Annotated in this window: 17 protein-coding genes; 11 read left to right on the top strand and 6 right to left on the bottom strand. The window is 68.3% G+C overall.

Going from position 1 to position 21,005, the window contains the following annotated elements:
* The first annotated feature begins 25 nt into the window (after positions 1–25).
* From ACQY78_RS16665 to ACQY78_RS16650, 4 genes are all read left to right on the top strand, one after another.
* The gene (locus ACQY78_RS16665) at positions 26–2,035 is read left to right on the top strand and encodes a uroporphyrinogen-III synthase (RefSeq protein WP_428676856.1); all 2,010 of its coding nucleotides are present in this window, start codon (positions 26–28) and stop codon (positions 2,033–2,035) included.
* A gap of 8 nt (positions 2,036–2,043) precedes the next feature.
* Positions 2,044–3,441, top strand: coding sequence for a heme biosynthesis protein HemY (locus ACQY78_RS16660; protein ID WP_428676854.1), 1,398 nt, complete (start codon positions 2,044–2,046; stop codon positions 3,439–3,441).
* A gap of 16 nt (positions 3,442–3,457) precedes the next feature.
* On the top strand, positions 3,458–4,477 hold the full coding sequence (locus tag ACQY78_RS16655) for a methionine synthase (RefSeq protein ID WP_428676853.1): 1,020 nt from the start codon (positions 3,458–3,460) through the stop codon (positions 4,475–4,477).
* A gap of 281 nt (positions 4,478–4,758) precedes the next feature.
* Positions 4,759–5,502 carry a hypothetical protein gene (locus ACQY78_RS16650; RefSeq protein ID WP_428676851.1) on the top strand — a complete coding sequence of 248 codons (744 nt, stop codon included), beginning with the start codon at positions 4,759–4,761 and terminating at the stop codon, positions 5,500–5,502.
* A 6-nt stretch (positions 5,503–5,508) separates the two neighbouring features.
* On the opposite strand, the gene mutS is transcribed toward ACQY78_RS16650, so the two are convergent.
* Positions 5,509–8,142: a DNA mismatch repair protein MutS gene (gene mutS / locus ACQY78_RS16645; RefSeq protein ID WP_428686407.1), complete on the bottom strand. Its 2,634-nt coding sequence runs from the start codon at positions 8,140–8,142 to the stop codon at positions 5,509–5,511.
* Between the two features lie 210 nt (positions 8,143–8,352).
* Here mutS and ACQY78_RS16640 point away from each other — a divergent pair, with 210 nt between their 5' ends.
* Together ACQY78_RS16640 and ACQY78_RS16635 are read left to right on the top strand one after the other, a co-directional pair.
* The gene (locus ACQY78_RS16640; protein ID WP_428676850.1) at positions 8,353–10,653 is read left to right on the top strand and encodes an NADP-dependent malic enzyme; all 2,301 of its coding nucleotides are present in this window, start codon (positions 8,353–8,355) and stop codon (positions 10,651–10,653) included.
* A gap of 165 nt (positions 10,654–10,818) precedes the next feature.
* Positions 10,819–11,436, top strand: coding sequence for a LysE family translocator (locus ACQY78_RS16635; RefSeq protein ID WP_428676849.1), 618 nt, complete (start codon positions 10,819–10,821; stop codon positions 11,434–11,436).
* Positions 11,437–11,439: 3 nt separating this feature from the next.
* On the opposite strand, the gene rnk is transcribed toward ACQY78_RS16635, so the two are convergent.
* From rnk to ACQY78_RS16615, 4 genes are all read right to left on the bottom strand, one after another.
* Entirely contained in the window at positions 11,440–11,850 is a 411-nt protein-coding gene (gene rnk / locus ACQY78_RS16630) for a nucleoside diphosphate kinase regulator (protein WP_425068811.1), read from the bottom strand.
* A 195-nt stretch (positions 11,851–12,045) separates the two neighbouring features.
* The gene (locus tag ACQY78_RS16625) at positions 12,046–12,978 is read right to left on the bottom strand and encodes a ketopantoate reductase family protein (protein WP_428676847.1); all 933 of its coding nucleotides are present in this window, start codon (positions 12,976–12,978) and stop codon (positions 12,046–12,048) included.
* 25 nt (positions 12,979–13,003) lie between these two features.
* On the bottom strand, positions 13,004–13,936 hold the full coding sequence (locus tag ACQY78_RS16620; RefSeq protein ID WP_428676845.1) for a ketopantoate reductase family protein: 933 nt from the start codon (positions 13,934–13,936) through the stop codon (positions 13,004–13,006).
* The gene (locus ACQY78_RS16615; RefSeq protein WP_428676843.1) at positions 13,933–14,628 is read right to left on the bottom strand and encodes a pyrimidine 5'-nucleotidase; all 696 of its coding nucleotides are present in this window, start codon (positions 14,626–14,628) and stop codon (positions 13,933–13,935) included. Before ACQY78_RS16615 ends, ACQY78_RS16620 begins: the two co-directional genes overlap by 4 nt.
* 62 nt (positions 14,629–14,690) lie before the next feature.
* On the opposite strand from ACQY78_RS16615, the gene ACQY78_RS16610 reads away from it, so the two are divergent.
* Complete coding sequence (locus ACQY78_RS16610; protein WP_428676842.1) at positions 14,691–15,743, top strand: DNA recombination protein RmuC; 1,053 nt, start codon at positions 14,691–14,693, stop codon at positions 15,741–15,743.
* A 61-nt stretch (positions 15,744–15,804) separates the two neighbouring features.
* Here ACQY78_RS16610 and htpX read toward each other — a convergent pair whose 3' ends face one another.
* A complete protein-coding gene (htpX, locus tag ACQY78_RS16605; RefSeq protein WP_428676840.1) occupies positions 15,805–16,752 on the bottom strand; it encodes a zinc metalloprotease HtpX in 948 nt (315 codons plus the stop codon).
* Positions 16,753–16,811: 59 nt separating this feature from the next.
* Between htpX and ACQY78_RS16600 the strand changes: the two genes are divergently transcribed.
* The 4 genes from ACQY78_RS16600 (at position 16,812) to ACQY78_RS16585 (ending at position 20,965) form a co-directional block, all read left to right on the top strand.
* Positions 16,812–16,979, top strand: coding sequence for a DUF1674 domain-containing protein (locus tag ACQY78_RS16600; protein ID WP_298314243.1), 168 nt, complete (start codon positions 16,812–16,814; stop codon positions 16,977–16,979).
* Positions 16,980–17,052: 73 nt separating this feature from the next.
* The gene (locus tag ACQY78_RS16595) at positions 17,053–18,381 is read left to right on the top strand and encodes an NAD(P)/FAD-dependent oxidoreductase (RefSeq protein ID WP_428676839.1); all 1,329 of its coding nucleotides are present in this window, start codon (positions 17,053–17,055) and stop codon (positions 18,379–18,381) included.
* A 148-nt stretch (positions 18,382–18,529) separates the two neighbouring features.
* The gene (locus tag ACQY78_RS16590; protein WP_428676838.1) at positions 18,530–19,615 is read left to right on the top strand and encodes an NAD/NADP octopine/nopaline dehydrogenase family protein; all 1,086 of its coding nucleotides are present in this window, start codon (positions 18,530–18,532) and stop codon (positions 19,613–19,615) included.
* A gap of 117 nt (positions 19,616–19,732) precedes the next feature.
* Entirely contained in the window at positions 19,733–20,965 is a 1,233-nt protein-coding gene (locus ACQY78_RS16585; RefSeq protein WP_428676836.1) for a threonine ammonia-lyase, read from the top strand.
* Positions 20,966–21,005: the final 40 nt, after the last annotated feature.

The raw sequence follows: 21,005 nt of genomic DNA, 5'->3' as shown, positions 1-21,005 counted from the left end.
CCGACGCCCCGGCTACGGAGGCGTCATGCGCGTGCTGATCACCCGGCCGGAACGCGAGGCGACCACGCTGGCGACGGCGCTGGCCGAGCGCGGCCATGTCCCCGTCATCGCGCCCCTGTTCCGTCTCGAGATTCTTCATCCGTCGGCGGATTTCGCCACGGATCTCTCCGCATGCCAGGCCATCCTGCTGAGCAGCGCCAACGGCGCGCGCGCGCTGGCCGAAGCCAGCGAACAACGGGGCAAACCGATCCTGGCGGTCGGCGACACCACCGCCGCGACCGCCGAGGGGCTGGGCTTCGTCTCGGTCACCTCCGCCGCGGGCGACGGACTGGCGCTGGCCGAACTCGTGCGAACGCGCCTCGACCCAAAGGCCGGTCCCCTCCTTCACGTGTCCGGCGTCGACATCGCGCTGGATTTCGCCGCGGCCCTCGCCGCGGACGGTTTCGACGTGCGCCGCGCGGCCCTGTACGACGCCCGCGAGGAGACCGCCCTGCCCGACTCGGCGCGCGCCGCGATCGCGGCCCGCGCACTCGACGCCGCGATGTTCTTTTCGCCGCGCGCCTCGGAGCTGTTCGCCCGGCTGGTGCAGGAGGCCGGACTTTCCGCCTCCCTGTCGAACGTCACCGCCATCGCCATCAGCCCTGCGGCGCTCGAACCCTTGAGTGTCCTGCCTTTCAAGGCGACGGTGGCGGCGGCGCGCCCCACCCGCCAGTCCGTTCTGGACGAGATCGACCGGCTGCCCGTGGCGCCCGTAGCGGACGCCCCCAAGGCTGCCCCCCGGGCAGCCGTAGAAGGACCGAGCATCATGAGCGACACACCTTCTTCTCCCGAGCCGACCGCGCCGCCGGCATCTGCCGTCGCGCCGCCGCCCGTGCAGGTCCGCCGCGGCCTCGGCATCGTCGGGGCCTTCTTCACCGGTCTGATCGCTGCCTGCCTCGTGCTGGCCGGCGCCCTGATCACGCTCCCCTATTGGCCGGCCGAGGTCCGCGCGCTGTGGCAGGGCCAGGGGGCGGCGTCCGTAACGCCGGCACCCGCCCTCGACCTCCAACAGGTTCGCCAGGATGCGGCCGCCGTTGCAAACGCCTCGGTGGAAGCCGCCAAGCGCGAGCTCTCGGCCCGCCTCGATGATCTCGAAAAGCGGGTACGTGCGGCCTCCGCCGCTGCGGCGGAGCGGCCGGCCAGCCCCGGCGGCACCGGCCCCGATCCGGCGATTGCCGAGCTGCGCAGCAAGGTCGAGGCGCTGGAAGGCCGCGCCGCTACGCCTGGGGCCGCAACGGCGGCGCCCGCGACGCCGGCCCCCGCACCGACGCCAGCGACACCCAGCCCGGAACAGGAAAAGGAACTCGCCACCCTGCGGCTCGAACTCGCGACGATGCGCAACACCGTGCAGACGATCGACCAGACGGTCGCCGCCCAGCGCGACCAGACGAAACTGCTGGCCGAAGCCGTCGACAAGGCGCGCGGCGAGGCCAGTGCCCGCAATGCCGGCGAACAGAAGGCGATGAGCGCCGCGCGCGCCTCCGCCCTGATCGGCATCGCGGCACGGCTGAGCGCGGCCGTCGAATCCGGCCTGCCCTTCGCCACCGACCTCGCCTTGCTGACGCCGCTGGCCCAGGGCGACGCCAAGCTGACCGAGAGCGCCACCGCCTTGCAGGCCTATGCCCAGAACGGCGTGGCCTCGCGTTCTACACTGGTGGCTGAGTTCCCGGCGGTCGCCAAGGCCGCGCTGGCCGACGATCTCGCCGACGATTCGTTCGGCGAGCGGCTGCTCGGCAAGGTGCGGGGACTGGTTTCCCTGCGCCGGGTCGGCAACGACGTCGATGGGGACGGCACGGAAGCCAAGCTCGCACGGGCCGAAGCCGCCCTCGAGGCCGGTGACCTTGCCAAGGCGGTCGCGCTTGTGAAGACGTTGCCGCCGCAGACGGCGCGCGCCACCGCCGGCTGGCTGTCGCGCGCCGAAGCCAATCTCGCGGCAAAACAGGCGGCCGACCAGATCTCCTCGCAGGCCGTCACCCTGCTCGGCTCGGCCCGGTAGGCCCTGCCATGACGATCCTGCGCACCATCATCTGGTTCGTCTTCGCCATCGTGGCGATGCTGGGCGCGGTGTGGCTGGCCGAACGGCCGGGCTCCGTGACCGCCGAGTTCCGCGGCTGGCGGCTCGATACCAGCGTCGGCGTGCTGATGATCTCCGTGGTCGTGCTGATCCTGGTCAGCGTCGGCGGATGGCTTCTCTATCGCTGGATCGTCGGCGCCCCGGGCGCGCTGCTCGATGGCTGGGGCGAGAGCCGCCGTCGTCGCGGCTATCGCGAGCTGACACAGGGGCTCGCCGCCGTCGCCGCGGGCGACGGTGTGGAAGCGCAGAAGCATGCCCGCAAGGCCGAGCAACTCCTGTCGGAGCCGGCCCTCACGCTGCTTCTCTCGGCGCAGGCGGCGCAGCTCAACGGCGACCGCGACGGCGCACGTCGCGCCTTCACCGCCATGCTCGAAGACGACCAGATGGCCTTCCTCGGGCTGCGCGGCCTGATCGGACAGTCGCTGCGCGACGGCGACCAGGCCCAGGCGCTGTCCTATGCCGAACGAGCCTTCGCGCTTCGGCCGCACACGCCGTGGGTCGTGCATTCGCTGTTCGACATGCAGGCGCAGGTCGGCCAGTGGAGGGCCGCCCAGGAGACGCTGGAGACCGGCATCCGGCGCAAGGTCGTCACGGCCGACAAGGGCCGCACCCTGAAGGCCCTGCTGGAGGTGGAGCGCAGCCGCGAGGCCGAGCGCGACGGCCGTCCCAGCGACGCCCTGGCGCTGGCCCGCGAGGCTTTCGGCCTCGCGCCGGAACGCATCGCGGTGACGCAGCGCCTGGCCGAGCTGCAGCTCAAGGCCGGCGACCCGAAGAAGGCGATGAAGGCCATCGAGCGCGGCTGGTCGGTGGCGCCGCATCCCGATCTCGCGTCGCTCTACCTCGACGCCTCGGGCGAGACCGAGGCGCTGAAGCGGGTTGGCGTCGCGCGCCGGCTGGCCGCCCTCAACCCGTCCGACATCGAAAGCCATCTGGCGCTCGCCCAGGCCTCGCTCGACGCCGGCCTGTGGGGCGAGGCGCGGCGCCATCTCGACAGCGCCGCGGGCACGAACCCGTCGACCCGCGTCTGCCGCCTCATGGCCGAGGTCGAGGAGCGCGAGCAGACCGGACAGGACAAGGTGCGCGCGTGGCTCAGCCGCGCCGCGGCCGCGCCAGCCGATCGCGCCTGGCGCTGCAACGCGTGTGGCGCCCATCACGAAGGCTGGCGGCCGGTCTGCGAGAGCTGCGGGGCGTTCGGCACGCTGCAATGGCGCGCCCCCGGCACCTACGGACAGATTCTGCCGCCGGAGGCGATGCCGCCCGAGGCGCTGGCGGCATCGCCGCGCGGATCCAATCTGCCGGTGCCGGTCCCGAACAACACGACAAGTTAGAAAAAGAGGAAACGCCATGTTCGAGACGACGCTCGCGGGCAGCCTGCCCAAGCCGGCCTGGCTGGCCACGCCCAACGTCCTGTGGGCGCCTTGGACGCTGTCCGGAGAGCCGCTGTTCGAGGCCAAGGACGATGCCACCTTCCTCGCCATCCGGCGCCAGGAAGAGGCCGGTCTCGACATCGTGACCGATGGCGAGCAGGCGCGGCAGCATTTCGTGCACGGCTTCCTGGCCGAGGTCGACGGCGTCGACTTCGACAAGAAGGTCCGCATGGGCATCCGCAACAACCGCTACGACGCCGACTGCCCGACCGTCACCTCGGCGCTGAAGCGCCGCAAGTTCGTCCACGAGCGCGAGGCGCGCATCGCCCGCGCCGCGACCTCGCGCAAGCTCAAGTTCACCCTGCCCGGCCCGATGACCCTGATCGACACGCTGGCCGACGGCTACTACGGCGACCGCGTGAAGATGGCCTTCGCCTTCGCCGAGCTGCTGAACCAGGAAGCCAAGGACCTCGAGCGGCTGGGCGTCGACGTGGTCCAGTTCGACGAGCCCGCCTTCAACGTCTACCTCAACGAGACGGTGGACTGGGGCGTGCCGGCGCTGGAGAAGGCGGCCGAAGGGCTGAAGTGCACCACCGCCGTTCACATCTGCTACGGCTACGGCATCGAGGCCAACAACAAGTGGAAGGAGACGCTGGGAGAGAGCTGGCGCCAGTACGAGCAGACCTTCCCGGCGCTCGACCGCAGCAGCATCCAGCAGGTCTCGCTCGAAGTGCGCGACAGCCACGTGCCGCCCGAGCTGATGAAGTTGCTGAAGACCAAGACCGTACTGGTCGGGGCCATCAACGTCGCCTCCGACAAGATCGAGACGCCCGAGGAAGTCGCCGCGACCCTGAAGCTCGCGACCGAGTTCGTCGATCCCGAGCGCATCCAGGCCTGCACCAACTGCGGCATGGCCCCGATGACCCTCGGCGTCGCCTACGGCAAGCTGCGTGCGCTGAGCGAAGGTGCTGCGCTGGCGCGCAAGGCGTTCGCTTAAGCGTCTCTTCGACCACCCACCATTGTCATCCCGAGCGCAGCGAGGGACCTTTGATCAGGGACCGCTAAAGGTCCCTCGCTGCGCTCGGGATGACAAGGAAAGTGTTGATGCGACTACGACTCCGGTAACCGCTGGCGCAGGGCGTAGGGCGTTGCGCCGCAAGAGTTCATCGGCGCTCATCTCGGCAACCCTTCTTCTCGTTGCACGGTACAATCTCTGGTAGAACACGATACAGTCGCACGCTGAGATTTTTGGTAACGGGCAACAGTAGGTTCGAGGGAATGACTGCCGACACGCCTTCGCTTAGCCACCTGTTCCGCGAAGGCTTCCAGCACTGGTGCGCTCACCAGCGCGATTTCTGGCTGTTCGCGGCCTTTGCCATTCCGGGCATCGCCTGGTTCAGGATCACCAACACCGGAACGATCGCGCTCGCGATCCTCTTCACCCTTGCTCTCGATCGGTGGCTGAAACTCGCCATGTTTGCCGACCTGAAGCAGCGAAAGAAATTACTGGCGAAGAGCAAAGTCGGACGAAGCTTGTCTGTGCCGAGTGGCGGCGTCTGGGGATTTGGTTTCGCCTATGGATTCGTCATGTATGTCGCAGGCTTGACCCTGCTCATCGTCGTGGCACCGGGGTTGTCCAAGACGGGGCTGGTGGCCGCAACTGTCATCAGCGCGGCGACGATGCTTCTGACGAGCCTGGTCTTCTCGCTGCAGTTCCTGGCACCGGCCGCTAGCGTGGCAGGATTGAAGTGGGATCCCCGTGAAGCCACCCGGCAATCCAAAGGCATCCGGGTCCCTCTCGTTTCCCTCGTGATCCTGTGCACGCTGATCGACCTGGCCGTCCCGCTGCTCTTAGCCTTCTCGTCGGCGGCCCTGGAGCAACCTTCGTCGACCTTCGCCATCGCCTTCGCCGTCCTGGTCGCGTTCATCGACCTGTTTGCGCTGTATTTGCTGGCCTACGGCACGGCCCGCCTCTTCATGGCGAGGACAGGCTGGCAACCCGAACCCTTGCCAACGGCCTGACGGCGATCATGTGCCGGGCAGACGTGCGCGCAAGGCATAAAGGGCGTCGAGCGCTTCCTTGGGCGAGAGTTCGTCGGGGTTGATCTCGGCCAGGGCCTTCTCGACTTCCGATTCCTTCGTCTTCGCCGTGCCGCTCGCGGGACGGGACGGGGCGGCGGCGAAGAGCGGGAGGTCGTCGGCCAGACGCGTGGCCGCGCTGGACTGTTCGCCCTTCTCCAGCACGGCCAGCACTTCCTCGGCGCGCGACACGACGGCGGCGGGAAGGCCGGCGAGTTGGGCCACGTGGATGCCGTAGGAACGGTCGGCCGCACCGGGCGCCACCTCGTGCAGGAACACGACCTCGTTCTGCCATTCCTTGACGCGCATCGTGTAGGGCGCGAGCGCGTCGAGACGCTCCCTGAGCGCGCCCAGCTCGTGATAGTGGGTGGCGAACAGCGCGCGGCATCTGTTGACGTCGTGCAGATGCTCGAGCGTCGCCCAGGCGATCGACAGGCCGTCGAAGGTCGCGGTGCCGCGGCCGATCTCGTCGAGGATGACGAGGCTCCTAGCTGTCGCCTGGTTCAGGATCGCCGCGGTCTCGACCATCTCGACCATGAAGGTCGAGCGGCCGCGCGCCAGATCGTCGGCGGCGCCGACCCGGCTGAACAGGCGGTCGACGATACCGATGGTGGCGGCCTTGGCCGGCACGAAGGCGCCGGCCTGGGCCATCACGGCGATCAGGGCGTTCTGGCGCAGGAAGGTCGATTTGCCGGCCATGTTCGGGCCGGTCAGCAGCCACAGGCGACGGTCGGTGCCCAGCGCGCAGTCGTTGGGCACGAAGGCCGCGCCGCCCTGGCGGGCCAGCGCCGCCTCGACGACGGGATGGCGGCCGCCCTCGATCGAAAAAGCCGGATCGTCGGCGAGCTGGGGCCGCACGTAGTTGCTGCTGGCCGCCAGCTCGGCCAGCGCCGAGGCGACGTCGAGCCACGCCAGAGCGCGGCCGGCCGCGGCGATCGACGCCGCCACGGCCATCACCTTGGCGACCAGCTCCTCGAAGACGGCGAGCTCCAGCGCCAGCGCCTGGTCGGCGGCGCGGCCGATGCGGGTTTCGAGATCGGCCAGCTCGGCCGTGCTGAAGCGCGTGGCGTTCGACATGGACTGCCGCCGCGTGAACCCGAGCGCCGCCAGGTCGAGCTTGTCGGCGTGGGTGGCCGTCACCTCGATATGGTAGCCGATCATGTTGTTGTGCCGGATCTTCAGCGACGGCACGGCGGTCGCGGTCCGATACTTGGCTTCGAGGCCGGCCACGGTCTTGCGGCTGTCGTCGCGCAGGGTCCGCTGCTCGTCGAGTTCGGCCCGGTAACCCTGCCGCACGAAGCCGCCGTCGCGCACCAGCAGCGGCGGCTCATCGGCCAGCGCCTCGGCCAGCGCCGCCACGATGGCACCGTGGTCGGAGCAGCACATGACGATTTCGGCCAGAGGCGCCGGCGGCGGCAACAACGCTTCGGGCTCGGCCCGCAGCGACCGCGCCAGCGTCTCGCCCGAGTCCAGCCCGTCGCGCAGGGCAGCAAGGTCGCGCGGGCCGCCGCGGCCGACCGAAAGGCGCTGCAGGGCGCGCTCGATGTCGGGAGTCCGGCGCAGCGCCTCGCGCACCCGCTCGCGCACGGCCGGCCGCTCGACGAAGAGCTGCACCAGGTCGAGCCGGCGCTCGATCTCGGCGCGGTCCGTCAGGGGCGCGGCGATGCGTTCGGCCAGCAGGCGCGCGCCCGGGCCGGTCAGGGTGCGGTCGATGGTGGCGAGCAGGCTGCCGTCGCGGCGCCCGTCGAGGCTCTTAACCAGCTCGAGATTGCGCCGCGTCGCGGGATCGATCTCCATCGTGCCGTCGGCACGCTCGCGGCGCGGCGGCACCAGCGCCGGCCGCTTGCCGGCCTGGGTCAGCTCGACATAGTCGAGCAGGGCGCCGCAGGCCGCGACCTCGGCGCGCGAGAAATCGCCGAAACTCTCCAGCGCCGCGACGTTGAAGGCCTGGAGCAGGCGCTTGCGGGCATTGTCGCTGTCGAAGCGGGCAGAGGGGAGTGGCGTCAGGACGGCATTCCACTCCTCCAGCACGGTCTTGAGCGGCTCGCGCGCCAGCAGCCGGTCGGGCACCAGCAGTTCGCCCGGGGACAGCCGTGCCAGCGCCGCCGCCAACTGACCCGGCAGCAGCGGCTGGGTCGCGAAATCGGCCGTCGAAAGATCGAGCCAGGCCAGCGCCAGGTCGCCCTGCGCCTCGGACAGGGCCGCCAGATAGTTGTGGCTGCGCGCATCGAGCAGCGAGTCTTCAGTGAGCGTGCCGGGGGTGATGACCCGCACCACGGCGCGCTCGACGACAGACTTGGCGCCGCGTTTCTTGGCCTCGGCCGGGTCCTCGACCTGCTCGCAGACCGCGACCTTGAAGCTCTGGCGGATCAGCCGCGACAGGTAGGCCTCGTGGCTGTGCACCGGCACGCCGCACATCTTGATGTCTTCGCCAAGATGCTGGCCACGCTTGGTGAGGGCGATGTCGAGCGCCGCCGAGGCCTTCACCGCATCGTCGAAGAACAGCTCGTAGAAATCTCCCATCCGGTAGAACACCAGATGGTCCGGATGCGCGGCCTTGATCGCCAGATACTGGCGCATCATCGGCGTGGCCTCGGCGGGGATCGCTGAACTGTCGGACACTGAATGCTTCCTCGGGAGAGGTTCGGTCTAGCACACGCCGCACAGCGGTCCATGTGGACGACAGGTGGACGGTACTTGGGCATGGAAGTTGCGCTGCAGCGCGGGATGGGTGTCTGGCACGCGCGGCGGAATACCGCCAATATGCGTGCTCAATTGGGAGAGAAAAAGCAGATGGCGAGCAAAAGCTCGGAAGAAATGGTCAGCAACCAGATGGGCGATCTCGACGGCGACTCGCTGATCATGCATCGCAGCGGGCGGCCCGGGAAAATCGAGATCATCGCCAGCAAGCCGCTGGTCACCCAGCGCGACCTGGCATTGGCCTATTCGCCGGGCGTCGCCGCCCCCTGCCTCGCGATCGAGAAGGACCCCTCGACCGCTTACGACTACACGATCAAGGGCAATCTGGTGGCCGTGATCTCCAACGGCACCGCCGTGCTGGGCCTGGGCGACATCGGGGCGCTGGCCGGCAAGCCGGTGATGGAGGGCAAGGCCGTCCTGTTCAAGCGCTTCGCCGACGTCGACTGTATCGACCTCGAGGTCGACACCAAGGACGTCGACCAGTTCGTGAACTGCGTGCGCTATCTCGGCCCGACCTTCGGCGGCATCAACCTTGAGGACATCAAGGCGCCGGAGTGCTTCATCATCGAGCAGCGCCTGCGCGAGCTGATGAACATCCCGATCTTCCACGACGACCAGCACGGCACGGCGATCGTGTCGGCGGCCGGCCTGATCAACGCGCTGCATCTCACCGGGCGCGACATCAAGGACATCAAGATGGTGGTGAACGGCGCCGGCGCGGCGTCGATCGCCTGCATCGAGCTCGTGAAGGCGATGGGCATGCCGCACGAGAACGCCATCCTCTGCGACACCAAGGGCGTAATCTACCAGGGCCGCACCGAGGGCATGAACCAGTGGAAGAGCGCCCACGCGGTGCGCACCAAGGCGCGCACCCTGGAAGAGGCGATGAAGGGCGCCGACGTGTTTCTCGGCCTGTCGGTCAAGGGCGCGGTCACCAAGGAAATGGTGAAGTCGATGGCCGCCAAGCCGATCATCTTCGCCATGGCGAACCCGGACCCGGAGATCACGCCGGAGGACGTGCGTGCAGCCCGCGGCGATGCGATCGTCGCCACCGGCCGCTCCGACTACGTCAACCAGATCAACAACGTCCTGGGCTTCCCCTACATCTTCCGCGGCGCGCTCGACGTGCGCGCCACGACGATCAACGAGGCGATGAAGGTTGCCGCCGCCGAGGCGCTGGCCAAGCTCGCCCGCGAGGACGTGCCCGACGAGGTCGACCGCGCCTATTCCGGCCGCCGCCTGCGCTACGGACCGGAGTACATCGTGCCCGTGCCGTTCGATCCGCGCCTGATCGTCGAGGTCTCCGCCGCCGTCGCCAAGGCGGCCATGGATTCCGGCGTCGCGCAGAAGCAGATCACCGACATGGCCGAGTACAAGCGCAGCCTCTCGGGCCGGCTCGATCCGACCAGCCACTTCCTGCAGAGCCTGTTCGAGCAGGTGAAGGCCAATCCGCAGCGCATCGTCTTCGCCGAGGGCGAGGAGGAGCGCACGATCCGCGCCGCCGTGATGTTCCGCGACAACGGCTACGGCACGCCGATCCTGATCGGCCGCGAAGAGCAGGTGCTCGAGAGCATGAAGACGCTCGGCATCAAGGACGCGTCGGGCCTGGAAATCCACAATGCCCGTTTGTCGACCAAGAACGGGCCCTATACCGACCTCGTCTACAAGCGGCTGCAGCGCGACGGCTACCTGCATCGCGACGTGCAGCGCATGGTCAACCAGGGCCGCAACGTCTTCGGCGCCTGCATGGTGGCGGCGGGCGACGCCGACGGCATGGTGACCGGCATCACGCGGCGCTTCCCCGAGTGCTACGCCGACGTGAAGCGCGTGATCAACATCGAAGCCGGCAAGGTGCCGATGGGCTATTCCATCGTCGTCTCGCGCCAGGGCACGGTGTTCCTCGCCGACACCTCGATCAACGAGACGCCCAGCCCCGAGCAGCTCGCCATCATCGCCAAGCAGATGGTGAAGAACGCCCGCATGATGGGCCACGAGCCGCGGGTCGCGTTCCTGTCCTTCTCGAACTTCGGCAGCCGCGAGATCGAGCGCATCGACCGCATCCGCAAGGCGATCCGCCTGCTCGACGCCGAGGAGGTCGACTTCGAGTATGACGGCGAGATGCAGGCCGACATGGCGCTCGACTACGAGCTGCTGAAGTCGACCTATCCGTTCACGCGCCTCACCGGCCCGGCCAACATCCTGATCATGCCGGGCCTGCACTCCGCCCATATCTCCTCTCGGCTGATGCAGTCGCTGGGTGGCGTGACGGTGATCGGCCCGGTGATCGACGGCCTCTCCAAGCCCGTTCAGATCGTGCAGATGGGCGCGACCGTGAGCGATCTCGTGAACCATGCGGCGCTGGCCGCGTATGGGGCGCTGATCTCGCGGAGGTAGGACAACTCAGCCTCTTCCCCTTTGCGGAGCCCGCAAAGGGGAAGTGCCCTCGTCTTGCGAGGGCGATGGGGTCACGACCCCTCCGGCCAAAAGGCGCTGTAAACAGCGCCGGGGCCACCTCCCCATTTGAACGGGGAGGAAAGCGGAAAGCACAGAGGTCGCACCATGACTCTCGAAACCTGGTGGCTCTATCTCGGCGCCGTCGTGCTGATCTCCTGCACGCCGGGGCCGAACGTGCTGTACGTGACGACGCGCAGCATCCGCTTCGGGCTGGGACCCGCCTTCATCGGCGTGGCGGGCTGCCTCACCGCGCTGGTGCTGATGCTGACGGGCTCGGTCGCCGGCCTCAGCGCGCTCCTCCTGGCATTGCCCGGTGCCTTCGACGTGCTGAAAATCGCGGGCGCCGCCTATCTGGTCTATCTCGGCATCCAGGTCTGGCGAGAGCCCGTCGCCGACGAGGCGCCACCGCCTTCCACCGGAACGTCCGGCGTGGCGCTGTTCCGCGACGGTTTCCTGGTGGGCATCAGCAATCCAAAGCTGCTGGTCTTCGCGGCGGCGTTCTTTCCGCAGTTCATCGACCCCGCGCGCGCCTGGGGTCCGCAGTTCGCGCTGATGGTCGCGACCTTCCTGGGCGCCGAGCTGTTCTTCTATTCGATCTATGCACTCTCGGGGCGCAAGCTCGCCGACCGCCTGATGCACGGGATCTGGCGCCGCTGGCTCAATCGCGCGAGCGGCGCCGTCTTCGTGGGCTTCGGCGTCGCCCTGCTGCGCTTCAAGCCGTGAGGGTCAGGAAACCTTCACCACGGTGAGGCGATGCTTGCGACCATCGCGGGCCGTCCACGAGATGGACTGGCCGACCGCGAGGCCGATCAGCGCCGCGCCGACCGGCGTCATCACCGACAATTTGTGAGCGTCGCTGTCCTCGTCGGCGGGATAGACCAGCGTCTCGGTGAGTTCATGCTGCTCGCCATCGGTGCCGGCGTCGGAGCGGAAGGTGACCGTCGAGCCCATGCGCACGACGTCGGCCGGCACCTTGTCCTTGCTCACCACCTTGGCGCGCTCCATCTCGGCCAGCAGCTCCTCCGCCACTTCCGGCAGCCGCTCCAGCGACGCGGTGGCGAGGTCTGTCAGCCGGTCACAGTCGGCGTCGCTGACCACGATGTTGGGGACGGAACGATTACGTGCAACGGCGGGCATCGCGGATGCTCCTGCATTTGATGAGACGAATGGGATTTAATCGGTGATCGCGCAAATGCGATCGTGCCCCGATGCCGGGACACAATGGCCGGCTCGGGGACTACGCTTCCGCGATCGGATGGTTCCGTCGCGGCACGCGCGAATAGGGGCCCGAAAAGTTCATGAGGAGGAGTTAAGCCCCTCCCGTGCCGGCTTTCAAGCCGCTTTGCGCGCACGCTTCGCGAGATAGACCTGCAGGTGCGCATAGGCGAGGCGCAGGTTGGGCGTCGCGATTCCGGCCTTCTTTGCACGGGCGATCATGTCGCCGACGATATGGTCGGCCTCGACCATGCCGCCCTTCTCGAGATCGTGCAGCATCGAGGCGGTGAACTTCGAGCCCTTCACGGTCAGGAACGAGCGGATGGTCTTGAGGCCCTTCTCGCCGGGGTCGTGCCCGGCGGCGGCCCCGACCTTGCGGCCCTCCTCGACCGTCTCCAGCACGATCTCCAGGCCCTCGTCGGCTTCGAGCACGTCACCGGACGAGCCGCGCATCAGGCAGCAGGTCGCGGCCAAAGTGCACAGCATGATCCACTTGTCCCAGAGATCCTGGACGATGTTGGCGTTCAGCCCGCCGTCGATGCCCGATGCCTTGATGGCGGCATCGAGATCGACCAGCGCCTGGCGCGCGGGTGCGGCCCCGCGCTCGCCGAACGAGATCACGGCGAAGGGGCTGGTGTGAAGGATATGGCCCTCCGCGTTCATGGCAACGCCGACCCTCGCCAGGCCGCCCACCACCTTGTCGGCACCGAACCTGGCGTCGAGCGCCTCGAGATGGCGCATGCCGTTCAGCAGCGGCACGATCATCGTGTGCGCGCCGACCGCCGGGGCAATGGCATCCATCGCCGAGTCGAGGTCGTAGGCCTTGCAGGTCAGCAGCACGACGTCGTACGGCCCGCCTTCGGTGCCGCTGGTCACGCTCTTCACCTTCTGGGTGATGTCGCCCTTGGTGCTCTTGATCACCAGCCCGTCGCGCTGCAGCGCCTCGTTCCGCTTCTCGCGCACCAGGAACGTCACGTCGGCGCCGCTCTGCTGCAGGCGTCCGCCGACATAGCCGCCGATCGCGCCGGCGCCGAGGATCAGGATCTTCATGGCAACCTCTACTTCAATCCACCCACTACTTTAACCCACCGCGGGCGCGGCGTGCTTCATAGGTCTGCAGATGAGCGTAGGCATAGCGCAGGTTGGGCGCGGCGATGCCGTGCTTGCGCGCCCGTCCCAGCATGTCACCGATGATCTGCTTGCCCTCGGCGGCGCCGCCCTTTTCCATGTCGCCCAGAATCGAGGCCACCGCCTTGGAACCCTTGGCCGTCAGCATGCCCAGCAGGTTGGCCACGACCTTGTCGCTCGGCGGCTGGCCCTCGGCGACGGCGACCTTGCGACTCTCCTCGAGCGTCTCGGCGACGATCGCGGCGCCGTCCTCGCTCTCCATGATGTCGCCGATCGTGCCGCGCATCGAGGCGCACATGCCGGCGATCGTCGACAGCATGATCCACTTGTCCCAGAGATCCTGGTTGATGTTGGGGTTGAGGCCGCCATCGATGCCGGCCTTCTTGCAGGCGGCGTCGAGCTCGACCAGCGAGGCGCGCGCCGGTTTGCCGTCACGCTCACCGAACGACACACCCGAGGCGCCGCTGTGCAGGATCTCGCCGTTGGGTCCCAGCATGCCGGAGATGCGGGCGAGCCCGCCGGCTACGTGCGCCGCGCCGAACTTCGCGTCGAGCGCGGCGAAATGGGCATGGCCGTTCAGCATCGGCACGATGACCGTGTCCGGTCCGACCGCTGGTGCGATGGACTCCATGGCCGAGTCGAGATCGTAGGCCTTGCAGGCCAGCACGATGACGTCATAGGGCCCGCCCTCGCCGCCTTTGGTCACGACCTTGACCGGCACGACGGCGTCGCCCTTCGGGCTCTTCACCACAAGGCCTTCCTGGCGCACCTTCTCGGCGCGCTTCTCGCGCAGCAGGAAGGTGGTGTCGATGCCGGCCTGCGTGAGGCGCGCGCCCCAATAGCCGCCGACCGCGCCGGCGCCGAGGATCAGGATCTTCACGTCTTGAGGTTCCTTTCGGTCAGCCAGTCGTCGAGCCACGTGGCGAGGTCGTCGGTCTGGTGATGAATGTGGCTGAGATCGGCGTCGGCCGCGCGCTTCACGCTCTCGTCGGTGCGGATCCACACCGTGCGCATGCCGATGTCGGCGGCGGGCTTTAGGTTGACGGAGATGTCGTCGGCGAAGGCGGCGCGGGTCGGATCGATGCCGTGCTTCTTCACCAGCGATTCGTAGATCTGCGGATGCGGCTTGGGCCAGTACTCGCCCGCGGCGATGTCGAAGATCGCCTCGAAATGATGCGCCACGCCCAGCCGCTCCATCACGCGCTCGGCGTGCGGCACGTCGCCGGCGGTGAAGATGAGCTTGCGGCCCGGCAGCGCGCGCAGCGACGCTTCGAGCGCGGGATTGGCCTCGACCGGCGAGTAGTCGATGTCGTGGACATAGTCGAGATAGTGCGTGGGGTTCACGCCGTGCAGCGTCATCATCCCGCGCATCGAGGTACCGTGGTCGCGCCAGTACTGCTTCTGCACGATCCGCGCCTCTTCCGGCGTGACCTTCAGCCAGTCGGCGATGTAGCGCCCGATGCGCACGTCGATCTGCGAGAACAGATTGCAGCGCGCCGGGTAGAGGGTGTTGTCCAGATCGAACAGCCACACGTCCGGATCGTGCGCGGGGGGATCGTATTTGCGTGCCATTGGACGCTTGGATTACCGGCCGACCGTGCGCTTGTCGAGCCGGCGGATTATAACGTCGGACAATGGATACCCTGTCGATCGCCCTCCTCGCCGCCGTCGCATCGCTGGTCGTCGTGCTGGTCGCGGTGCTGATGCGCCAGGGTGGTGGCAGCCGCGAGGCCGAGCAGCGCATGCAGCAGCAGCTCGCCCTGGCGCTGAGCCAGCAGGCCGAGACCGTGCAGCGGGTCGAGAAGTCGCTGCGCGAGCAGGAGCAGGCGCTGGGCAAGGTCGTCGCCGAGCGGCTCGACCGCACCGAGAAGGCCACCGGCCAGATCGTCACCGACCTGCGCGAGCGGCTGGTCCGCATCGACGAGGCGCAGAAGAAGATAGGCGAACTGTCGACCCAGGTCGTCAGCCTGCAGGAGGTCCTGTCCAACAAGCAGGCGCGCGGCGCCTTCGGCGAGGTCCAGCTCAACGACCTGGTCCAGAGCGCCCTGCCGCCCTCGGCCTACGACTTCCAGGTGACGCTCTCGACCGGCGTGCGCGCCGACTGCCTGCTGAAGCTGCCCAACCCGCCGGGCTCGATCGCCATCGACGCCAAGTTCCCGCTGGAAAGCTACAGCCAGCTGCGGGCGGTGCCGGCCGGCGACGGCGCGGCGCTGCTGGCGGCGCAGCGCGGCTTCCAGCAGGCGATCCGCAAGCACATCGCCGACATCCGCAGCAAATACATCGTGCCCGGCGAGACCGCCGAATCGGCGCTGATGTTCCTGCCTTCCGAGGCCGTCTATGGCGAGCTGCACGCCAACTTCACCGGCCTGGTCGAGGAATCCTACAGGGCGCGGGTGTGGATCGTGTCGCCGACCACCATGATGGCCACGCTCAACACGGTGCGCGCGGTCCTGAAGGACGTGCGCATGCGCGAGCAGGCCGGCGAGATCCAGAAGATGGTCGGGCTGATCCTGGGCGACGTGAAGCGGCTCGACGACCGGGTCGACAATCTCAAGAAGCACTTCGCCCAGACCGAGAAGGACCTGCGCGAGATCGACACTTCGACCACGGCGATCACCCGCCGCGGTGAACGCATCCTCGCCGTCGACCTCGGCGAGGAGCCCGCGGCGTTGCCGCCGAAGGTTTAGCTGATCGAGCTAAAGGTCCCTCGCTACGTCCCCGCCCTGGAGCGTAGCGAGGGACCTTTCGTTAGCCCCACGGACCGCGGCGCGGGGTCTGCGGGGAGGCATTTCCCCACGGACCGCGACCAGGCGCGTACGACGCCTGCGGGCGCGGCTGGGCGTAGGCCTGGCCGCCCATCGCCTGCAGGCGCCCAATGCGCTCCTCCATCGGCGGGTGGGTCGAGAACAGGCTCGACATGCCGCCGGCCAGGGCGAGCGGGTTGGCGATGTACATGTGGGCGGTCGCGGGATTGCGCTCGGCCGCCTCGTTGTGGATCTGCTGCGTGCCGGCGTGCAGCTTGGCCAGTGCCGAGGCGAGCCACTGCGGCTGGCCGCAGATCTCCGCGCCCATGCGGTCGGCCTCGTATTCACGGCCACGGCTGATCGCCATCTGCACCAGCATGGCGGCCATCGGCGCCAGGATCATCGCGGCGATGGCGACGATCGGATTGACCAGCGGCCGGCCCTCGGAATCGCGGCCGCCGCCCATCAGGCCGCCGAAGCTGGCCAACATGCCGATGGCGCCCGACAGGGTCGCGGCCACGGTCATGATCAGCGTGTCGCGGTGGCGGACATGGGCCAGCTCGTGCGCCATCACGCCGGCCACCTCCTCGCGGCTGAGGTAGCGCAGCAGGCCGGTGGTCGCGGCCACCGCCGCATGCTCGGGATCGCGGCCGGTCGCGAAGGCGTTGGGCTGGTCTTCGTCGATCAGGTAGACGCGCGGCATCGGCAGGCCGGCGCGCTGCACCAGCTCGTGGACGATGTTGAACAGCTCGGGCGCATTCTCCGGCCCGACTTCCTGGGCATTGGCCATGCGCAGGACCATCTGGTCGCTGTTCCAGTAGGCGAAGAGGTTCATGCCCAGCGCGGCGACGAGGGCGATGACGAGGCCGGTCTGGCCTCCCAGCAGGTAGCCCGCCACGAGGACGAAGCCCGTCAGCGCGGCGAGCAGGAGGGCGGTCTTGACGTAATTCATGCCGGGTAAGTTGGTCTGCAAAAGTGGCGAATCAAGGTAGGGACAGGCATCATGCTTCCATGACCGACACCATCAAGCCCACCCCGCCGGAACCGCCCAAGGCCGATCCGGCAACGCCCCCCACCCCCGAGAAGCCCAAGAAGGTCGAGGAGATCGGCGGCCCGCCCGGCCCCGAGCCCACGCGCTACGGCGACTGGCAGTTCAACGGCAAGGTCACCGACTTCTAGACGCAAGGCGATGGCACGAAGACTGCCTCGCGTGCTTGACACAAAGAACTCCGAGTAGGCCCCGAGCAAGCCCATGAGCAAAGCCGACATCTTCCACCCCAGCTTCAAGGCGCAACCCTGGTGGTGGGAGGCATGGACGCCTAACAACGCGCTGAGCGTCGATCCGCCCGCGAAGACCGACGTGGTGATCGTGGGGGCGGGCTATGGCGGACTGTCGACGGCGCTTGAGCTGCGGCGCAAGGGCATCGACTGCGTGGTGCTGGAACGCGGCGTCTTCGGCATCGGCGCCTCGACGCGCAACGGCGGCATGCTTTCGGGCGGCACCAACATCGCCAAGGGCCTGGGCGGCAAGAACCCCAAGGTCGAGGCCGAGTTCGAGGCGAACAAGGCGGCGTTCCTGGGCAGTGGTGCGGATTCGCTGCAGACCCTGATCGACATCATCCACCGCGAGAAGATCGACTGCGGCCTGATCACCAACGGCCGCTTCACCGGCGCCTGGACGCCCAAGCACTACGACGACCAGGCGCGCAAGGTCGAGATGTTCAACAAGTACGCCAATGTCGGCGCCGAGATGATCCCGCGCGAGCGGGTGCGCGAGATGATGGCGTCCGACTATTACTATGGCGGCATGTACGTGCGGAGCGGCGGCAACCTCCACCCCGCGCGCTACTACAAGGGCCTGCTCGAAGCCGCGCACGGCCAGGGCGCCATCCTCTGCGGCGAGGTCGAGGCCGAGCGAATCGAAAAGACGGGCAGTGGCTGGCGCGTGCTGACCGCCAAGGGGCCGATCGCCTGCAAGGAAGTCGTCATCGCCACCAACGGCTATACCGGCGACCTGACGCCCAAGCTGAAGATGCGCGTCGTGCCGGTGGCCAGCCACATCATCGCCACCGAAGAGCTGCCGATGCCGGCGACGGACCTGATCCCGCTGCAGCGCTCGATCGGCGACACCAAGCGGGTGCTGACCTACTACCGGCCCTCGCCCGACGGCAGGCACATGATCTTCGGCGGCCGCGCCCGCTTCACCGCGGCGCCGCCGGAAGTGAGCGCTCCGATCCTCTACCAGTACATGATCGACCGCTTCCCGCAGCTGAAGGGCATCCGCATCACCCATGTCTGGACGGGCAACGTGGCCTTCGCGCTCGATTCGATGTCGCACATGGGCCAGGACGACGGCATGCACTACCTGCTCGCCTGCAACGGCAGCGGCGTCGCGATGATGACCTATCTCGGCACCCAGACGGCCAAGAAGATCGCGGGTGGCTCCAACGCCCCGGTCAATGCCTTCGACGGCCGCGAGTTCCCCGAGCACCCGCTCTACAACGGCGATCCCTCGCTCTATCTCCCGCTGATCGGCGCGCTCTACCGCACGCGCGACTGGCTCGACCGCAAGATGGCTTAAACACCGTCATCTCGACCGAAGCGCGCAGCGCGGAGCGGAGAGATCTTCTCTCCACGAATTGCCGGCTTTTGGTTGAGAGAAGATCTCTCCACTTCGCCTCGCTGCGCTCGGCTTCGGTCGAGATGACGGGGATATAAGGACGTAGAACATGAAGGTTGGCATCGTCGGCGCGGGCGCGATCGCGTTTGGAATGGCGGCGTTTCTCGAGCAGGCGGGGCACGCTGCCACCCTGTGGTCGCCGTCCGGTGAGCGCACCAGGGCGCTGGCCGCGGGCGAGCCGCTCGTTGCCGCCGGCGCGATCGAGGGATCGTTCAAGCCGGCTGTCGCCCCCAGCGCCGAGTCGCTCGCAGCCGGTGCCGAGGTGCTCCTGATCGCCTTGCCGGCCTACGGGCACAAGCACGTCTTCGACCGGATCGCGCCGCACATCACCGCGACGCAGGCGGTGATCGTCAGCTCGCACGCTTCGTTCGGCGCGCTCTATCTCTCGCGCCTGTTGGCCGCGCGCGGCGTCACGGTGCCGATCGTCGCCTGGGGCACGACGCTGGTGAGCGGCCGCCAGACCGGACCCGCCAAGGTCCAGGTGAACACGGTGCGCAAGACGGTCGATCTCGCCACGCTGCCTGCGTCACGCAGCGCCGAGGGCCTCGCCCTCTGCCAGTCGCTGTTCGGCGACCGCTTCGTCGATCGGCAGAGCCTGCTCTCCATCGCACTCAGCAATCTCAATCCGACGATCCACATGGGCATCGCGCTGGGCAACATGACGCGCATGGAGCGGGCCGAGACCTGGGGCCAGGCAGAGAACGTGACGCCCAAGGTCGGCCGATTGCTCGAGGAACTCGATCGCGAGCGTCTCGCCGTTGCGACGGCGCTCGGCCTGGAGGTGCGCACGATCTTCCAGCACCTCAACCTCTCATTCGGTGTGCCCCTGGGCTCGGCCTACGAGATGCACCAGGCCATGCATGCCATCGGCAAGAGCGGCGCCGGCCCGACGACCGCCGACAGCCGCTACGTCACCGAGGACGTGCCGTTCGGCCTGGTCCCGACTGCAAAACTCGGCCGCCTGGCCGGCTCTCCCGCGCCGCTGCACGAGGCCGGCGTCAGCCTCTTCTCGGCGATGTACGGGCGCGACTTCACGGCCGAGAACGACCTTTTAGCCGCCCTCGACATCGACGCTGTTTCCCTGCCACAGCTTCAAATGCTGTGCCGCGACTCTTACTCCCCTCTGTCGTCCTGAGCGCAGCGAAGGACCTGGCGGAACGACCGAAGCACTGCGGAGCTGGCGTTAGATCCTTCGCTTCGCTTAAGGGCGGAGATTACGCCGCCCGAGATGACAAGAATTGAGAGCCAAGCGATGACCACCGATACCCTCCCCGTCTCTCTCGCCGATGTCCGCGCCGCGGCGGCGCGCATCAAGGGCGCCGTGGTCCATACGCCCTGCCTGCGCAGCGAGACGCTGTCGCGCATCGCCAGGGCCGATGTCTGGATCAAGTTCGAGAACCTGCAGTTCACCGCCTCGTTCAAGGAGCGCGGCGCGCTGAACACCCTGCTGCAGCTCAGCGACGAGGAGCGCCGCCGCGGCGTCATCGCCATGTCGGCCGGCAACCATGCCCAGGGCGTCGCCTATCACGCCGGCCGGCTGGGCATTCCCGCCACCATCGTCATGCCGTCCTTCACGCCCAACACCAAGGTCAAGCACACGCGCGGCCATGGCGCGCGGGTCGTGCTGATCGGCGACACGCTGGCGGAAGCGGCGGCCGAGGCCCATCGCCTGGCCGACGCCGAGAAGCTGGTCTTCGTCCATCCCTATGACGATCCGCGCATCATCGCCGGACAGGGAACGATTGCGCTGGAGATGCTGGAGGATGCGCCCGAACTCGACACGCTGGTCGTGCCGGTCGGCGGCGGCGGCATGCTGGCCGGCTGCGCCGTCGCCGCGCGCGGCCTCAAGCCCGACGTGAGGATGATCGGCGTCGAATCGGCCGGCTACTCGGCCATGCGCCAGCTCCTGGCCGGCGAGCCCGTGACGGTAGGCGGCGACACGATCGCCGAGGGCATCGCCGTGCGCGACATCGGCCAGACGCCGCTCGCCATCGCCCGCGCGCTGGTCGACCGCGTGCTGGCGGTCGACGAGGTGGCGATCGAGCACGCCATCGCGCTGTTCCTCGAGGTCGAGAAGACCGTCGCCGAGGGCGCCGGCGCCGCGGGGCTCGCCGCCCTGCTGGCCCATCCCGAAGTCTTCGCCGGCCGCAAGGTCGGACTGATCCTGTGCGGCGGCAACATCGACACCCGCCTGCTGGCCTCGGTCCTGCTGCGCGGCCTGGTCCGCGACGGCCGCATCGTGCGCCTGCGCCTGATGATCCCCGACCTGCCCGGCCAGCTCGCCCGCGTCGCCGGCCTGATCGGCGGCGCCGGCGGCAACATCGTGGAAGTGCAGCACCAGCGCCTGTTCGGCAGCGTCGTCGCCAAATCGACGGAGCTCGACGTCACCGTCGAATCCCGCGACCGCGACCATGCCCGCGAGCTGGTCACGGCGCTGCAGGCGGAAGGCTTCACGGTCCGTGTCCTCGAGGGGGCGGACGCGTAAATCCGCCGCTTTCTCCCCAGGGGAGAGGGGGCTAAAAGAC

This window comes from Reyranella sp., assembly GCF_965279625.1.
GTDB lineage: Bacteria > Pseudomonadota > Alphaproteobacteria > Reyranellales > Reyranellaceae > Reyranella.
Note: the sequence above shows the minus strand (reverse complement) of the source record. Positions and strands in the feature narration are given on the sequence as shown.

Excerpts from the sequence above, each read along its gene's own strand:
- ACQY78_RS16665 (WP_428676856.1), top strand. The coding sequence starts at position 26 with ATGCGCGTGCTGATCACCCGGCCGGAACGCGAGGCGACCACGCTGGCG.
- ACQY78_RS16660 (WP_428676854.1), top strand. The coding sequence starts at position 2,044 with ATGACGATCCTGCGCACCATCATCTGGTTCGTCTTCGCCATCGTGGCG.
- ACQY78_RS16655 (WP_428676853.1), top strand. The coding sequence starts at position 3,458 with ATGTTCGAGACGACGCTCGCGGGCAGCCTGCCCAAGCCGGCCTGGCTG.
- ACQY78_RS16650 (WP_428676851.1), top strand. The coding sequence starts at position 4,759 with ATGACTGCCGACACGCCTTCGCTTAGCCACCTGTTCCGCGAAGGCTTC.
- mutS (WP_428686407.1), bottom strand. The coding sequence starts at position 8,142 with ATGATGCGCCAGTATCTGGCGATCAAGGCCGCGCATCCGGACCATCTG.
- ACQY78_RS16640 (WP_428676850.1), top strand. The coding sequence starts at position 8,353 with ATGGCGAGCAAAAGCTCGGAAGAAATGGTCAGCAACCAGATGGGCGAT.
- ACQY78_RS16635 (WP_428676849.1), top strand. The coding sequence starts at position 10,819 with ATGACTCTCGAAACCTGGTGGCTCTATCTCGGCGCCGTCGTGCTGATC.
- rnk (WP_425068811.1), bottom strand. The coding sequence starts at position 11,850 with ATGCCCGCCGTTGCACGTAATCGTTCCGTCCCCAACATCGTGGTCAGC.
- ACQY78_RS16625 (WP_428676847.1), bottom strand. The coding sequence starts at position 12,978 with ATGAAGATCCTGATCCTCGGCGCCGGCGCGATCGGCGGCTATGTCGGC.
- ACQY78_RS16615 (WP_428676843.1), bottom strand. The coding sequence starts at position 14,628 with ATGGCACGCAAATACGATCCCCCCGCGCACGATCCGGACGTGTGGCTG.
- ACQY78_RS16610 (WP_428676842.1), top strand. The coding sequence starts at position 14,691 with ATGGATACCCTGTCGATCGCCCTCCTCGCCGCCGTCGCATCGCTGGTC.
- htpX (WP_428676840.1), bottom strand. The coding sequence starts at position 16,752 with ATGAATTACGTCAAGACCGCCCTCCTGCTCGCCGCGCTGACGGGCTTC.
- ACQY78_RS16600 (WP_298314243.1), top strand. The coding sequence starts at position 16,812 with ATGACCGACACCATCAAGCCCACCCCGCCGGAACCGCCCAAGGCCGAT.
- ACQY78_RS16595 (WP_428676839.1), top strand. The coding sequence starts at position 17,053 with ATGAGCAAAGCCGACATCTTCCACCCCAGCTTCAAGGCGCAACCCTGG.
- ACQY78_RS16590 (WP_428676838.1), top strand. The coding sequence starts at position 18,530 with ATGAAGGTTGGCATCGTCGGCGCGGGCGCGATCGCGTTTGGAATGGCG.
- ACQY78_RS16585 (WP_428676836.1), top strand. The coding sequence starts at position 19,733 with ATGACCACCGATACCCTCCCCGTCTCTCTCGCCGATGTCCGCGCCGCG.